This window comes from Streptomyces sp. NPDC043680 (assembly GCF_056436685.1).
Window position 1 is genome coordinate 19,827 of sequence record NZ_JBWKCE010000014.1, and the last position, 15,265, is coordinate 35,091.

Genomic DNA, 15,265 nt, shown 5'->3' on the forward strand with positions numbered 1-15,265 from the left:
GAGAGGTTGGTTTCTGCCGCCCGGACGTACGCCGCCGGTGCACTACTTGTCGGCTACCAGCGCACCAGTTTCAAGCACTGGAACGCCGGCGACATCCCCGCAGACGGCTGTAACACCCGTAATGAAGCCTCTTGAGCGAGGCCATCGACTACCCCACCATCGGCGCCAGCTGCACCCTCACCGGCGGCACCTGGTGGTCCTACTACGACGACACCACCGTCACCGCAGCCTCAGGACTCGACATCGACCACATGGTTCCGTTGGCAGAAGCCTGGGACTCCAAGTAGGCGGAGTTGTCTCGGCTGCATCATTCCGCCTGGCTCGGTGACCGCCTCTGACCTGGTCTGGGAAGTGTGGCTGTCGCTCGTTCAGCTGATGACGGGGCCTTCTGCCTCGGGAGATCCCAGTTCAACGCCACGATGTTGCATCTGACGCAACCGTGGGAGCTGGTGTGGTTTCTACCGATGTGCCGGGCGCGATGAGCCTGGTGGTGCCGGGTAACGTCCGGGCGCTGGACCCAGCTCCAGCGATGTTCGAGGCGATGCTGACGGGATGGACGTGGCAGCAGCAGAGCCGTTCGTTGTCAAAGAAGACGATCGGGGACCGGCTGAGTCTGGTGCGCCGGTTCGCGCTGTTCAACGGAACGTACCCGTGGGAGTGCGGTTGAAGGCCAGGCCGGCCGTCGAGCAGAACACGGCGTCCGGCCGCGTGGGGATGAAGGCGGTAGTCCGCCATGAGCCCCGGACGGTCTTGGGTTCGCTGAGGTCCACGCGGTGCGCGGCGAGTGCGGCATCCACGATTTTGCTCTAGGGCCTGTGCGGAGTCGTGATCAGCATGCCGATAGAACGTCCGTGTGGCGGGGCGCGAACTGAGCGATGACGACTGGGGTGTTGGTGGAGCCGTTGCTACCGATAGGCGGGTACGGGCCGTATCCGCACCGGCTGAGGGACCAGTTCGAGGGCGTGGTCTGGCGGTTCCGTACCGGGAGCCCGTGGCCCCTCGGATAAATGAGGGAATTCGAGCAGCGGCCCAGATCCTGGTCGGTGAGACGCATGAGGGCGGTCAGGGCGTTCACCGCCCGGGTCCGCTCACCGGGCAGCTCGTCCCGGGTGGTGAGGTCGGCATCGATGCCCGGCATTCCCTCGGCGCGAAGGAGATCTGCGAGATCGCTCGCTGGCGCCCCCCCGTGAGGAAGACCTCGCAACCGCCACCGCCCGCACCGAAGCCGTCCGGCTAGCCAAGAGCCCTCCTCCGGGAAACCGGCATCGGCCCCGTCACCGCCGCCACCGTCCTGGTCGCCTGGTCCCACTTGGGACGGGTCCGCGACGAGGCCGCGTTCGCCGCCCTCGCCGGCGTCAGCCCCATACCCGCGTCCTCGGGCAACAACACCCGCCACCGGCTCAACCGCGGCGGCGACAGGCGTCTCAACCGCGCCCTGAACGTCATCGCCATGGTCCGCATGGTCCATCACCCAGCTTCACAAGGGCGTTCCCCAGCAGCAGAGGGCCGGGGCCGGGGCGTCAAGGTGCGATGTGGGTGTCGCGCCACGTCAACCTCGGCGGCTCCATGTGCACTGGGTATCCGGTTCGCAGATGCGGATTACCCGTCAGAGCGGTCCCGTGGTAGGACTGTTCGATTGTTTGATCAGATTTGACCACGGGGGTGGGGTATGTCGGTTACGGTGCCCGACTGGGCGGACACACTGCTTGACTTGATCGGTGTGGCCTGGCCCAACGTCGATGAGGACGCCTACCGTGAGATGGCCGACGCGCTCCGTGAGTTCGCAGACGACCTCCTGGACGACGGCCAGCTCGCCAACAACCACGTCGAACGCCTGCTGTCCGCTAGCAAGGGCGAGTCGATCGAGGCTCTGAACCGGCACTGGAACAAGGTCAAGGGCAAGCACTTCAAGGACATTGCCGGCGCGGCCCGCACCATCGCCGGGGCGATGGAACTGGCGGCCGACGCCGTTGTCGCCATGAAGGGCGCGGCCCTGGTCCAACTGGGATATCTGGCTTCCGAGGCTGGTATCGCCCTCTCCCTCATACCGGTCACCGGTGGTCTGTCGATGCTCATCGGCGCAGGCGCCATGCGCGCTACGCAGGAAGTCATCAAGCGCCTCATCAAAGAATGCGCCGAGGAAGCCGTTGGTTACATCGTCTCCGCCATGACCGAACCGGCTGTCGCCGCCCTGGAGGGTATGGCTGCGGACCTCGTCGTCCAGCTTGGCTCCATGGCCCTGGGCATCCAGGACGGCGTCGACCTCGATCAGACGAAGAAGGCAGGCAAGGACGGTTTCAGCGACGGCGTCCAGTCGGGCAAGGAGTCGCTCCACCTGGCATCCGCCGATGGCGCAGCCGCGGGCAGCACCGGCACCGGTCTGATCGACCTCCACATCGAACACGACGAACACCACCGCGCGGGCAACAACCTCACCCACGTCAGCACCGGCATCCACGGCAAGACCACCTCGAAGCTGACCAAAGCCAAGCACCACCATGGCCGCACGCGCGGCCGCGACTCCATCGCGCAGGCCATCGATCCCGTCGCCGACAAGGCCATGGCAGCCCTCAGCAAAGCCACCAAGGCGATGGGCGACCACGTCGGAAAGACCCTCCCCAAGGCCGTCAAGCAGATATCCACCGATCACAAGAAGAACGACCAAGCCCTCCACGACGACTTCAACCGCATCAAGAAGAAAGGTTCCGGCAGAGGTGGCGAGGGCAAGGGCGGCGCAGGTGCAGGTGCAGGTGTAAACCACGGCAAGAGCGGTGCGGACGTCCGAACGAAGCCGGACTCGCTGCACGGCGCAAAGGACGATCCCCGGCGCAACAGCATCCCGCTGAATGGCAAGACCTGCAAGAACGACCCGGTCGACGTAGCCACGGGCGAGATGACGCTGCCCCAGACCGACCTCACCCTCCCCGGCACCCTGCCGCTCACCCTTGGCCGGACCCACCTCTCCGGGTACCGCTACGGGCAGTGGTTCGGCCGCAGCTGGGCATCCACGCTGGACGAACGCCTGGAAGCCGACCCGCTCGGTGGCGGTGTGATCTGGGCGCGCGAGGACGGCTCACTCCTCGTCTACCCCCGTTTCCCGCAGGCCGGCGGCGATCCCGTCCTGCCGCTCGAAGGGCCCAGGCTGCCGCTCTCGTACAGCGAGGAGGCCGACGCGCAGACGACCTATCGAATATCGGATCCGCACAGCGGTACAACGCGCTCTTTCACGGGCAGCCCGTACAACACTTCGCCGGCGTACTGGCTCACCGGGATCGAGGACCGCCACGGCAACGGCATCACGTTCGCCCGCCGAAGCGATGGAGCGCCCACGACGGTCAGTCACCACGGCGGCTACCGGGTACAGGTCGTGGTCAGCCAGGGACGTATCGACTCGCTTCTGCTGCGTACCCCGGCGGGCCCGGTCACCGTCATGACGTACGGCTACGACGAACGCGGCAATCTCAACGCGGTGACCAATTCGTCCGGCCTGCCGCTCCGCTTCTCCTACGACGGCAGCGATCACATCACCTCATGGACCGACCGCAACGGTTCGACCTTCCGGTATGTGTACGACAGCGCCGGCCGCGTCGTACAGACCGTCGGGCCGGACGGCTACCTGTCGTCCTGCTTCGCTTACGACACCGAGAACCGCGTTACTCGCTACACCGATTCCACCGGCGCCACCAGCATCTTCCTGCTCAACAACCTCCTCCAGGTCGTCGCCGAGACCGACCCCTTGGGCAACACGGTCAGCCAGGTCTGGGACCGCTACGACCGGCTCCTCAGCCGCACCGACAGCCAGGGCCGTACCGTCAGCTACACCTGGGACGAGCACGGCAACCTCACTTCCGTACGCGAACCGGACGGCTCCTTCGCCACCACGCAGTACGACGATCGAGGTCTGCCCACCGTTGTGACCGCTGCCGACGGAAGCGTGTGGCGCCGCACCTATGACGACCGCGGCAACAACATCACCCTCACTACCCCGGACGGGGCCACCACCCGGTACGCGTACGACGCGAACGGCGCCCTGGCCGCCGTCACCGACCCGCTGGGCATCTGCCGGACCTACCGTTCGGACGACGCCGGTATGGTCCTGTCCCACACCGACGCCCAAGGCAGAACGACCACCCTGACCCGCGACGCCTTCGGCCGGCCCGTCTCGGTCACGGACGCCGACGGCGCCGTCACCACATGCACGTGGAGCGTTGAGGGACACCTCACCTCACACACCCGTCCCGACGGCGCCACCCAGCGATGGACCTACGACGGGGAGGGCAACTGCCTCACCGAGACCGATGCCAACGGCGGTGTCACCCACTACGAGTACACCCACTTCGACCAGCCGTCCTCCCGCACCACGCCTGACGGAGCGCGCTACGAATTCCGCTACGACACCGAACTGCGCCTCACTGAGGTGCACAACGCTGCCGGACTCACCTGGAGCTACGCGTACGACGCCGTCGGGCGCCTGGTCTCCGAAACCGACTTCGACGGCCGCACCCTGCGCTACGCCTACGACCCCTCAGGCCGTGCGCGCTCCCGCACCAACCCGCTGGGCCAGAAGGTCACCACCTACCTGGACGACGCCGGCCGCGTCACCGCCCGTGACGTCGACGGCGCCGTCACCACGTACGCCTACGACCGGTCCGGGCGCCTCACCCAGGCACACTCCGCCGGCTCCAGCCTCGCCCTGGAGTGGGACGCCATGGGCCGCACTGTCGCCGAGACCGTCGACGGGCGCACCAGCCGGTACAGCTACGACGCCCTCTCCCGCCGGACCCGCCGCGTCACCCCCAGCGGGGCCACCACCCACCTCACCCACGACAAGGCGGGCAACCGCACGCACCTCGCCCTCCACGGATACGGCATCACGTTTGCCCACGACGCCGCAGGCCGCGAAGTGGCCCGGTCCTTCGGCAGCCCCGAGCAGCCCGTGGTCCTGGGCACCTCCTACGACGCCGCGGGCCGGGTCCGGGAGCACCGTCTCGCCGCTCAGGGCCGGACCCTCAGCTCCCGCCTCTACGCCTACCGTGCCGACGACCGGCTCGAAACCGTCACCGACGGGCTGACAGGCAGCAGCAGGCACTACGAACTCGACCCGGCGGGACGCCCACTGCGCATCTCGGCCCACCACTGGACGGAGACCTACGCCTACGACAGCGAGGGCAACCAGACGTCCGCGCACTGGCCCGACAAGGCCCCGCACCCCGAGTCCCGCGGGCCGCGCGCGTACAGCGGAAACCGGCTGACATCCGCCGGAGGACTCCACTACACCTACGATGCAGCCGGCCGCATCGTCGAGCGGCGCAAGAAGCGAATATCCCGCAAGCCGGACGTCTGGCGCTACGAGTGGGACGCCGCAGACCGGCTGACCGCGTGCACCACACCCGACGGCACCCGGTGGACGTACCGCTACGACCCGCTCGGCCGCCGCACCGCCAAGCGGCAGCACGCCCCCGACGGGACCGTCGTCGCCGAGACCCTGTTCAGCTGGGACGGCAGTCGCCTGGCGGAACAGACCGACTCGGCCACCGGCACCACCCTGACGTGGGAGTACGACGATCACCGCCCGATCGCCCAGGCCGAACACCGTACAACGCACAACGCCGCCGAAGGCCAGGAGTCCGTCGACTCCCGCTTCTTCGCAATCGTCACCGACCTCGTCGGCACACCGACCGAACTCGTCGACCACACAGGCGCCACCGCCTGGCACAGCCGGGCCACGCAGTGGGGCGCCACCGCCTGGAACCGGGACGCCACCGCCCACACCCCTCTGCGTTTCCCAGGCCAGTACGCCGACCCCGAAACCGGTCTGCACTACAACTTCTTCCGCCACTACGACCCGGAGACCGGCCGCTACGTCAGCCCCGACCCCCTCGGCCTGGACCCCGCCCCCAACCCCGCCGGCTACGTCACCAACCCCGCCACAGAGGCCGATCCCCTCGGTCTGGCGCCCTGTATGCAGGGCCTGGAAGACATGGCCCACAAAATCTCCCAGGTCCTGCCCAACAAGCGGCAACGGGAGGGGCAGACCGTCGCGATCATCGCCACACGCCACAAGGGCAAGGACGTCCTCATCGTCGCCGGAACCAGCAAGAGTAAACTGACCCCCGCCCAGCGGAAGCTGGCCCAGGAGATGGGCCTGTACCCACTCCCGAACGACCAGTACCTCCCCCCGACACCGCCCAAAGTCCCAGGCGGGCATGCGGAGCAGAACATCCTCCACTACCTCAGCCGCCTGCACAGCAAGGGCTCGGATGACTGGCTGCCCACCCACGGCGCGGCCATGCGCAGCGTCTGTCCCGATTTCTGTGCTCCCATCATCCGCATCGAGGGCATGCTCGCGGGGCCGACGTATGGTGACGACAAACCCACCCACCGGCGGCAGTTCTACTGGCCGAGCCGCTATACCCCGGATCCGAACTAGGACGAGCACATGAACTACCCCCGCGTACCCGTACGGCTGCTCGCCCATGAATCCCTGCCCGGTATCGCCGAGGCGCTCGGGAACATGGACGGCTGGCTCCTGCGCGATGGCGCGCACCGGCTCGTGACCCGGCACGAGGGCACGATCACCGTCGGCAGGGTCGGCACCGACCCGTCCCGGGTGCTCGCCGACCGCGCCGTGTGGGCCGACCCGGCTCCCGACGACCCCAGCCAGTACTGCTCGCCGCTGCCCGACGGAGGCCTGGCCGTCAGCACCCGCCAGGCCGTCACCGTCCACGAACCCGACGGCACCATCCGCTGGGAGCACCGTCACCGGGACTGGCAGCAATCGCCCGAGGCCGCCGGCGCGTGCACCCCCGACCCCGCCGGCCGAGTCCTCCTGGCGACCATGGCCGGTCCCGTCGGACCCGATGGGCTCTCCGCGGGCGACATCTGCCGCGCCCTCGACCTGGCCACCGGCGAAGTGCTCAGCGAGCACGTCCTGCCGACTTTCTCGGCGACCTACGCCTTCCAGCAGTTCCCGGACGCACGCTCCGAGGTCCTGCTGACCGCCTCCATGGGCCAGGACGGCACCCGTTGCCTCCTGGTCACCTACGCGGCCGGCGGGCTCGGCGTCCGGGCGGCGGGCACTGCTGAAGAACCCTACGTCGGACTCGGTGCGGACGGGGTGCTGGTCAGCCAGGACGTCGGCGGGGGATACCTCTGCCGCACGCAGGACGGCGCTGACGACGTCATCGTCGAAGCCCGCAACGTGCTGCCCGATGAGTGGGTCTTCGTCGGCTACACCCCGGGCTTCGTCGACGACAACCGGATCCTGGTCGTGGCGGCCGAGGAGCAGTGGGCGGAGCAGGGCACCCACCTCCTCCTCGACGCACGCACACTCGGGCCCGTCGCCGAACTGGACTACCCCCAGGCTCCGGGGGTTGCAGCCGTGCCACTCGGCGACGGCACCTGGCTCACCCACGACCAAGAGACGGTGCAACGCTGGACGACCGCCTGACGGACCCACCCGAAGCTAAGGCGGACCCCTGAACAGGCTGCGAGCGGCTCCGCCCTCGCCGGATCGGAGCGGGGACGGCACCACTGAGTCGCCGCGTCGAGAGTCTGCCGACGCCCGCAACGCTGACACGGACCACGCCCGTGCCCGAGATGGCACGGCAGCCCGGTCGGCGGCTGCGGTCGGTGCCCCGACCGAGGAAACGGTCTTCCTGTCGGAGCAGCCCTGCCTCGCCGCACCGCTGCTGTCTGCGGCAGGTGAGCCGGCGTAGGGCTGCGGGTCGCGAAACCAGGCCGTTTCTTTCGGATCACCGCGCAGTCCCTTTGCGGCATGCGACTTGGTCGGCGGGCCGCGGAATGCGTGGATCCCACGCTGGCGCGATGGACAGCGGATCGACCGGGATGAGGGCCCCTTGTCCGCGAGAACCGTGGGTGATGTCGTTCGCCGTCTGCCGGACCGGCGGGGGCCCCAGCTCGGCCGCCAGGCCGGAGGTCGTATCTCCTTCGCTCACTGCCCCACACCGGGGCCGAGGAGGGAGAGCGTGCAAGGGGCCCCTTGACCGCCGTCTAACGGTCGCCCGTCGCGGAGCAGGCCGCGGGCGTCCGACCTCCTGCACGTCGCCGTAGTGCTGCTCATGCATGGTGAGTGTGATGGTGGCCAGGGAGTGTCGTTGGGCTGGAGGGTCTGCCAGGAGTCGTCGGATTCGCGGAATTGGTTGACAGAGGGCGAAGTTGCCTACCGCTCCGTCTGTGTGGTCGGAACCGATCTGTGTGCTCAGGCGGGCTGACGGAGTGCGCTGACCAGTGCGTGCGGGTCGTCTGCGTGGAAGCGGATGGTGTGGGCCTCTTCCGTTGCGCCGAGCGGGCGGGTGAAAGGGAGTGGCCGGTTCAGCTCCAGGGTCACCGAGGTCTGGCTGCCCACGATCAGGTCGAGGACCCCGTCCTCGGAGAGGGTGATCATGCTGCCTTCGGGGTAGCGCCGGTCGACCCGGACCGAGGCGACCGCGTCCGGCGGTACGGCGAGATCGAAGAGGGCTCCGTAGCGGATCCGCAGAGAGCCGTCGGGACGTACGACGTGCGGCCGGGTGACGCAGGCTGCGTGCAGGGCCAGTACGAGGACGACGCCGTACAGGTCGAGTACCAGGATCATCCGGTGGACCACCGGCCAAGGGATGAGGAAGGCCAGGACCACCGTCTCGATGACCATCACGAAGAGCAGCCCGTACATCATCGCGGTTTGGGGCCCGGTGTACGCGGCAGCGAGGTCCCCGGGGCGCACCCCATGCGTGCCACGCCGGACCCACCGCCCCAGGGAGGCGAGGGCGCGCAGCTCGTGGAGGACCAGGCGGCGGACCGTCACAGGCACCGCCTCCTGCACGGCGGACCGCCGCGCCGCCCGGCGGTCTGCGCCGCGGGCGCGCGCGGTGACGTACAGCGAGCGCAGCACCCGGGCTTCCAGCAGCAGCACCGCGAGTACCAGCGCCTCGGCGGCCGCCAGCGCCCACTCGGGCGGCCGGACCCCAACCGCCAGGCAGGCCGCGAGGGCCAGTTCCCCCGGCAGTACGGCGGTTACCGCGACCCGCGCCGCCCGTACGCCCCTTGGCCGGCCGCTCATCCCCGGCCCCTTTCCACGAAAGCCTCCATGAGCCGGCCCACGACTTCCGCTTGCGCTGGGGTGTACTCGGCGAGCAGCGCCTCCTTGAACCCGGTCACGACCACCCCGTCCTCGGGGATCGCGGCGAACAACTCCGCGGGGACGGCTGCCATCAGGTCGGCTGCCAGGGGTGCGATCCGCGGATCGTCGGTGGGGGCTTCGGCGAGAGCGTCGAGGCGCTCATACAGTTCGACGACCGCGGGATCGGCGACCAGCGTCCCGAGCAGCCCGAGCATCTCTTGGTTACCGGTGCTGGTGGCGTCCAGCAGCGCGAGGTACTCGCGGTCCTTGGCCGCGCTCGGCGAGTCTGTTCGGGGGGCCTGTGCCAGCAGCGCGGCGAGGGCGGGTGAGACGGGCCCGGTCGCGCCGGGCGGCTCGGCGAGCAGGGCGCTGAGCCGGCAGCGGCGCTCCCGGATGTCGGCTTCCTGGCGGGCCAGGTCGGCGTCGAGTTCTTCCAATATCTCGGTCAGTTCGCGCCCGGCATCGTTGGCGAGGGCGTCGCGCACTTCATCGAGGCTGAGGCCGAGTTCGGTGAGCCTGCGCACCCGGGCGAGCAGGACGGCGTCGCGGACGCTGTAGGCCCGGTAGCCGTTGGGGCGCCGCTCCGGTTCCGGAAGCAGCCCGACATGGTGGTAGTGCCGGATCGCCCGGGTGGTGAGCCCCACGAGCGCGGCGATCTCTCCGATTCGCATGCCGCCAGTGGAAACCCTGCCGTTGCGTCAAGGTCAAGCGCTGAAAGTATCGTCGGGCGCAAAACGATTCGAGCGTGTCTCCACACCGGAGTGGTACGTCTTCGCCAGCGCACGTATCTGGCCAGGTTCCGCTCCCGCTACCCCTCGTCGTCCTCGTCGAGTTCCACTGCGTCCGGGTCGCGAAGCGGGCGTAGGGCGCCGCCAGTTGGAGTGGAGGCGGTGAAGCTGTAAGCCTTCATGCGGGTTGTGCCGTCGCCCAGGTGCACGAAGGCGTCCAGGAACCCGGTCCGGCCGTGCACCTCGAACAAAAGCTCCGGCAGGCCGATCTTCAAGAGCATCTTCTCCACCCCCCTCCACAGCCACGTCAGACTCGAAACACCGAACCACTGAAGGACCGCCGCCGAGCATCAGTGACTTCCTTGTCAGGCGGCGCCGACCTTCGCGGGCTCTGCGGCGTCGGCCGCATTGGTGGCGGCCGGGCGCGGCTTGCGGACGAGCGGGACCGTCGCGCACGCGGCGAGCAGGGACGCCGCGGCGACCGCGTACCAACCGTGCCGGAACGCGGCGACGACGTGTCCGGGGGCCGGGGTACCGAGGATGCCGACCAGAATCGCGACGCCGAGAACCGCGCCGATCTGGCGGCCCATCGAGGTGATGGCCGAGCCGGTGGCGAAGCGGGCCGGCGGCAGGGCGGCCGCCGAGGCCCCGGTCAGGACCGGGAGCGTCATGCCGACGCCGAGGCCGGTCAGCATCATGCCGGGCAGGAGCGAGGCCGCGTAGGCCGAGCCGGTGTCGAGCACCGCGGCCCACCACAGGATGCCGGCCGCGAACAGGACGGTTCCCGCCAGCGCGATGCGGCCCGCACCGAATCTGGCGACGGCGGGCCCGATCCGCAACGCGACCGGCGGCACCAGCAAGGGGCCCGGCGCGATGGCGAGGCCGGTGCGCAGGGCCGAGTAGCCCCACACGCCCTGGCACCACAGCACCGCGCCGAGCAGCATTCCGGCGAACGCGACGGTGAACAGCGTCAGGGCGGCTGCGGCGGATGCGAACGCCGGAACCTGGAGCAGCGGCAGTTCGACGATCGGCACGGGGTGGCGGGCCGAGCGCAGGACGAACCAGACGCCGAGCAGCACAGCGGCAGCCAGGCTGCCGAGGGTGCCGGTGCTCGTCCAACCCCAGTCAGGAGCCTTGACCAGGCCGAGCGCGAGCGTTGCGATCGATCCGGTGAGAAGGGCGGCGCCGAACAGGTCGGGCAGCGGGCTCTTCTCCGCCCCCGCGCGTCCGGGCGACGGGAGCACCTTGACACCGAGCGCGAACGCCGCGATGCCCACCGGCACGTTGACGAGGAACACCCAGCGCCATCCGGCCTCGGCCAGCAGCCCGCCGGCCACCGGCCCGAGTCCGGCGGCGATCCCGCCGATCGACGCCCAGGCCCGCACCGCCCCGGCGCGCTTCTCGGGCGCCGTCGTGTCGAGCAGCAGCGCGAGTGACGTCGGCATCAGCAGCGCAGCGCCGGCGGCCTGCACGAGTCGTGCCGCGACCAGCGTCCCGACGTTGGGAGCGAGTGCGCAGCCGGCCGAGGCGAGGGTGAACACCGCCAGTCCGGTCAGGAAGACCGGCTTGTGGCCGGAGCGGTCGGCGACGCGGCCGGCGACTACGAGGAGCGCCGCGAAGACGATCGCGTAGCCGTTGAGGACCCAGGAGAGGGAGCCGAGACCGCTGCCGCCGAACGAGCGGCCGATCGCCGGGAGGGCCACGTTGACGATGAAGAGGTCGAGGTTCGACATGAAGACCGCGGCCGTGACCGTCGCGAACACGGCTCGGGACGCCCTTTGTGGGTTTGAAATTCCAACTGTCATGGTCCGGAGGCTAGCCGTGTGGGTTTGAAAACGCAACGGACTCGGGAGAGGATGGGAGACGTGACCTCGAACGCGAAGCAGGGCAAGAACTCGGTCCCGCACCCCGAAGTGCCCGGACGGCCGTGCTCCGTGGCCGCCGCGCTGCAACTCGTCGGCGAACGCTGGGCCCTCCTGGCGATCCGCGAGATCTTCTACGGCAACCAGCGCTTCGACCAGATCGTCCGCAACACCGGCGCCCCCCGCGACCGCCTCGCCGCCAGACTCCGCGCACTGGAAGAGGCGGGCGTAGTCGAGCGCCGCGCCTACAGCGAGCGCCCATTGCGCTTCGAATACCACCTCACGGAGGCCGGCCGCGATCTCGCACCGGTGATGCGCGCGCTGCTGGCCTGGGGTGATCGCTGGGCGGTGGACACTCCACCGGTCGCCTTCCGGCATCGCGGCGGGCCCGGCTCCGACCACGACGCCGAGCACGACCTCGATCTGACGTCGACGTGCCGGACCTGCGGCGAGGAGGTCAGGCCGGGAGGAATCACGATCGACGTGCGGGCCCCTGGATGGGATCGGACCGGACCGGTCGAAGGCTCCTGAACTCAACAGCGATCAGGAGCCGGGGCGCCTGTCACCGGGGTGGCTGCTGTTCAGTCGTATGCCGCTACAGGCGGTTGGGCGCCGAAGGCTACGAGGCCTTCGGCGGCCTGCTGCTGGACTGGACGGGCGGACGAACCGCGGCCGACGCCCGCCGGGGAGAGCGGGAATCGGGGGTCGTGGAGCAGTGGTAGTACAGGGGTCTGGGTCGAGGCCATCTGCCGTGGCTTCGACCCAGACCCGCTGGTCATGGCCGGGCGGTGCGGAGGGCCGGGCCGCCTCCGCCAAATGACCGTGTTACCGGCGGGATTCGTGGCCTACAACATGTCGACGGCGTCGGTCACACGCTGCCAGCTGTCCAGGTCTGCGATCCGTGCCTCCAAAGCGGGGCGCATGCCCGTCGCGCTGGAGGCGCCGAGGGCCAGGCGCAGCGGCGGGTTGGGGCTGTCGACCGCGGTCCGGATGCCTGCGGCGATCCGCGCCGCGGCGGAGAACGCGGACGCCGGCAGCTCTCCGATGCCCTTCTGAACCTCGCGGACGGTCTGGTCGTAGTCGCCCAGGCCGGCTGCGACATCGAGGTTGGCAAGGAAGGGGGTCGCGGTCAGCCCGGGCTGGATGATCGTGACCTTGATGCCGAGCGGTGCGACCTCGGCCGCGAGCGCGTCCGAGAGCCCCTCGACCGCGTACTTGGTGGCGGCCAGCAGACCCACGCCGGGATGGGCGGACTGCCCGTAGACCGACGAGCCCTGGAGGATGTGCCCGGACCGCTGGGCGCGGAGCACCGGCAGCGTTGCGCGGAGCACGTTGAGCACTCCGAAGACATTGGTGTCGAACACGGCACGGACCTGCGTGTCGGAGGCCTCCTCCACGGCGCCGAACAGTCCGTATCCCGCGTTGTTGGCCACGACGTCGATACGGCCGAAGCGGGCGAGCGTGCCTTTCACCGCGTCCCGGACGGCTTGCTCGTCACGTACGTCCGCCGGGATGAGAAGCAGCCGCTCACCGTGCGCTTGCGCCAGTTCGTCCAGGGAGGAGGTGTCGCGGGCGAGGGCCGAGACGGTATCGCCGCTCTGCAGGGCCTGGAGCGTCAGTTCGCGGCCGATGCCGGACGTCGCGCCGGTGATCAGCCATGTGCGGAGGTGGGTCTGGGGGTTGGATGTTCCGTTCATGTTGCGACCGTAAGCTGTTAGCTCGCAACGCGTCAACCTAGATCGACTGTGGAGTTGCTCGCTAGGCTGATTAGCACCGCGCACGCTGATGTACTGTGGGAGGATGATCACTGCGGCAGCCGGATCCCCCAAACCCAGCCCACGCACCGTCACGCCGACGGTGGAGACCGTTCTCGCGTTCGTGAACACGCGCGCGGACGGATCGGGTCGCCGAGAGTTGTTCGGGGACGGGGACTCGTTCGCAGCGTGGCTGGCGGAGCGCGACGAGTTCGGCGGCGAAACCGTGGTGACCGACGCTGACGCCGCGGTCGCGCGCGAGCTGCGTGATGCCCTGGTGACGGTGTTGCTCGCACACTCGGGCGACGAGGAGAGCCTGGGTGAGCCGCTGACGCGCGCCGAGCGGCACCTGCGACGTGTGGGTTCGCTCTACCCGCTGGCGACGGTGGTCACGGCCGGTGGTGTAGAGCTGGCCTCGCCGCAGGCGGGGGTGCCGCGCGTGTTCGGAACCGTACTGGCTGCGGTGACGACGTTTGCGCAGAGCAGCGACTGGGGGCGCATCAAGGCCTGCCGGAACCCCCCCTGCCATTTCGGTTTCTTCGACCGCACCCGCAATGGGGGAGGGCTGTACTGCAGTACAGGCTGCGGGTCTCAGGTGTCCATGCGCAAACACCGCGAGCGGCAGCGCCGTGGCAGTGGTGCGCCGTCCGAGGGCGAGGCGTGAGACCGCCCTACCTACGAGGAGGGTGATCATCCCCACCGGCCCACCGGCCCACCGGCCCACCGGCAAGCGCAAAGGCCAGGATCCTGACCTGGCCGGCATCTACCGGGCGTCCGGCCGCCGCCGAGCACGAGAAGTTCCAGGACTCCACTCCCCCGCCTCGGCCAGGTCCGTCGTCATCGGGACGAGCGTCCACGGCGCCGTCAGGCGTGAACAACCGCCCGCACTGGCCGTGGACAGCGGGACACGCCCTCTACATCGCCGACCACGGCAACCACCGGGTCCGCAAGATCGCGTCGCCGAAGATGGCAGGGCTGCCCGATTCGGGCACGGTGGTCACCTGCGCCAACGTCCGCAGCAAGCTGCGGATGGCAGTCCTGCGTGAGTCCACCCGGGACCGGGCTGAGATCCACCAGTCGCTCGCCGTTCCCAAGGATCACCAGCGGTGGGGGCTGGTCGTCGCCGGCCAGGGACAACGGCGACATCCTGTACAGGATCGAGAACGTGCGCAGCCGCAAGGTCATGGAGGTCGCCGGAGCGCAGAAGGCGGCTGGGGCGGTGGTAGCGCAACGCGCCTACGAGGGCGGCGACGCCCACCACCAACAGTGGAAGCTGATCCCGGTGGGCTCGGGGAGCGGCACCCCGCACGTGTACGTCGGTCTGCTCCTGCGCGTCGACGCCACCGCCCGCACGGCGATCACGCAACACCAGGCGGAGGGCGACCACCAAAGCAGGCAGTGGCAGCTGCTTCCCGTGTGACGCAGGTGGTCAGGGGCGGACGTGAACTCCACCTCGATGCCGCCGCAGCCGGCCGCGATGTCCAGCAGCCGGTCCCGCTCCAGCTCATCCACCGCCAGACCCCACCGCAGCTTGGTGCGCGCCGCGCGCCCCGCCGCCCGCGGCATCCCGGGGGCGCGAACGCGTCGCCGTCAAGCAGCCGGAGCTGCTTGCGGGCGCCGGAGATCCGGCCGTCTTGGGCGTCCCATTCCTTCGACGGCACGAACTTGATGCCGCACCGGGAGGCCGAGAGCTTGGTGCCGCGCTCCTTGCTGGTGGCGAACGGGTACTCGTCGCACGAGGTCACGGTGGGGCCAATGTGGCAGCTGGAGATCAGATCGGCAGCTGCGGACCCGTCTTCG

Annotated in this window: 12 protein-coding genes and 2 pseudogenes; 8 read left to right on the forward strand and 6 right to left on the reverse strand. The window is 69.5% G+C overall.

Annotated features, from left to right (window positions below; translation table 11 throughout):
* Positions 1-6: 6 nt before the first annotated feature.
* The 5 genes and pseudogenes from AC0666_RS24625 to AC0666_RS24645 all read left to right on the forward strand — a co-directional run.
* Positions 7-281, forward strand: a pseudogene (locus AC0666_RS24625) (HNH endonuclease); the annotation flags it as partial.
* Positions 282-451: 170 nt separating this feature from the next.
* A complete protein-coding gene (locus AC0666_RS24630) occupies positions 452-667 on the forward strand; it encodes a hypothetical protein (RefSeq protein ID WP_478708303.1) in 216 nt (71 codons plus the stop codon).
* 591 nt (positions 668-1,258) lie between these two features.
* Positions 1,259-1,654: pseudogene (locus AC0666_RS24635) on the forward strand (transposase); the annotation flags it as partial.
* Between the two features lie 15 nt (positions 1,655-1,669).
* Positions 1,670-6,430 carry a DUF6531 domain-containing protein gene (locus AC0666_RS24640; RefSeq protein ID WP_478708304.1) on the forward strand — a complete coding sequence of 1,587 codons (4,761 nt, stop codon included), beginning with the start codon at positions 1,670-1,672 and terminating at the stop codon, positions 6,428-6,430.
* A gap of 9 nt (positions 6,431-6,439) precedes the next feature.
* A complete protein-coding gene (locus AC0666_RS24645) occupies positions 6,440-7,450 on the forward strand; it encodes a hypothetical protein (RefSeq protein ID WP_468971720.1) in 1,011 nt (336 codons plus the stop codon).
* Positions 7,451-8,221: 771 nt separating this feature from the next.
* Here AC0666_RS24645 and AC0666_RS24650 read toward each other — a convergent pair.
* From AC0666_RS24650 to AC0666_RS24665, 4 genes are all read right to left on the reverse strand, one after another.
* Positions 8,222-9,061 (reverse strand): hypothetical protein, encoded by an 840-nt coding sequence (locus tag AC0666_RS24650; RefSeq protein ID WP_478708305.1) that lies wholly within the window; start codon positions 9,059-9,061, stop codon positions 8,222-8,224.
* Positions 9,058-9,792, reverse strand: coding sequence for a MerR family transcriptional regulator (locus AC0666_RS24655; RefSeq protein ID WP_468971723.1), 735 nt, complete (start codon positions 9,790-9,792; stop codon positions 9,058-9,060). Before AC0666_RS24655 ends, AC0666_RS24650 begins: the two co-directional genes overlap by 4 nt.
* 137 nt (positions 9,793-9,929) lie before the next feature.
* On the reverse strand, positions 9,930-10,139 hold the full coding sequence (locus AC0666_RS24660) for a hypothetical protein (protein ID WP_468971725.1): 210 nt from the start codon (positions 10,137-10,139) through the stop codon (positions 9,930-9,932).
* Positions 10,140-10,214: 75 nt separating this feature from the next.
* Positions 10,215-11,612 (reverse strand): MFS transporter, encoded by a 1,398-nt coding sequence (locus AC0666_RS24665; RefSeq protein WP_468971726.1) that lies wholly within the window; start codon positions 11,610-11,612, stop codon positions 10,215-10,217.
* Between the two features lie 102 nt (positions 11,613-11,714).
* On the opposite strand from AC0666_RS24665, the gene AC0666_RS24670 reads away from it, so the two are divergent.
* The gene (locus tag AC0666_RS24670) at positions 11,715-12,242 is read left to right on the forward strand and encodes a winged helix-turn-helix transcriptional regulator (protein ID WP_468971728.1); all 528 of its coding nucleotides are present in this window, start codon (positions 11,715-11,717) and stop codon (positions 12,240-12,242) included.
* Positions 12,243-12,556: 314 nt separating this feature from the next.
* On the opposite strand, the gene AC0666_RS24675 is transcribed toward AC0666_RS24670, so the two are convergent.
* Positions 12,557-13,408 (reverse strand): SDR family NAD(P)-dependent oxidoreductase, encoded by an 852-nt coding sequence (locus AC0666_RS24675; RefSeq protein ID WP_468971729.1) that lies wholly within the window; start codon positions 13,406-13,408, stop codon positions 12,557-12,559.
* Positions 13,409-13,511: 103 nt separating this feature from the next.
* Between AC0666_RS24675 and AC0666_RS24680 the strand changes: the two genes are divergently transcribed.
* Together AC0666_RS24680 and AC0666_RS24685 are read left to right on the forward strand one after the other, a co-directional pair.
* Positions 13,512-14,129, forward strand: a complete 618-nt coding sequence (locus AC0666_RS24680; protein ID WP_468971731.1) for a CGNR zinc finger domain-containing protein — start codon at positions 13,512-13,514, stop codon at positions 14,127-14,129.
* 501 nt (positions 14,130-14,630) lie between these two features.
* On the forward strand, positions 14,631-14,885 hold the full coding sequence (locus tag AC0666_RS24685; RefSeq protein WP_478708306.1) for a hypothetical protein: 255 nt from the start codon (positions 14,631-14,633) through the stop codon (positions 14,883-14,885).
* On the opposite strand, the gene AC0666_RS24690 is transcribed toward AC0666_RS24685, so the two are convergent.
* Entirely contained in the window at positions 14,824-15,210 is a 387-nt protein-coding gene (locus AC0666_RS24690; protein WP_468971905.1) for a NucA/NucB deoxyribonuclease domain-containing protein, read from the reverse strand. The two genes, AC0666_RS24685 and AC0666_RS24690, sit on opposite strands and share 62 nt — an antisense overlap.
* Between the last annotated feature and the right edge of the window lie 55 nt (positions 15,211-15,265).

What these genes read in the sequence shown, in the direction of transcription:
- AC0666_RS24680 (WP_468971731.1), top strand. Translation starts at nt 13,512, where the DNA reads ATGATCACTGCGGCAGCCGGATCCCCCAAACCCAGCCCACGCACCGTC.
- AC0666_RS24655 (WP_468971723.1), bottom strand. Translation starts at nt 9,792, where the DNA reads ATGCGAATCGGAGAGATCGCCGCGCTCGTGGGGCTCACCACCCGGGCG.
- AC0666_RS24640 (WP_478708304.1), top strand. Translation starts at nt 1,670, where the DNA reads ATGTCGGTTACGGTGCCCGACTGGGCGGACACACTGCTTGACTTGATC.
- AC0666_RS24650 (WP_478708305.1), bottom strand. Translation starts at nt 9,061, where the DNA reads ATGAGCGGCCGGCCAAGGGGCGTACGGGCGGCGCGGGTCGCGGTAACC.
- AC0666_RS24675 (WP_468971729.1), bottom strand. Translation starts at nt 13,408, where the DNA reads ATGAACGGAACATCCAACCCCCAGACCCACCTCCGCACATGGCTGATC.
- AC0666_RS24645 (WP_468971720.1), top strand. Translation starts at nt 6,440, where the DNA reads ATGAACTACCCCCGCGTACCCGTACGGCTGCTCGCCCATGAATCCCTG.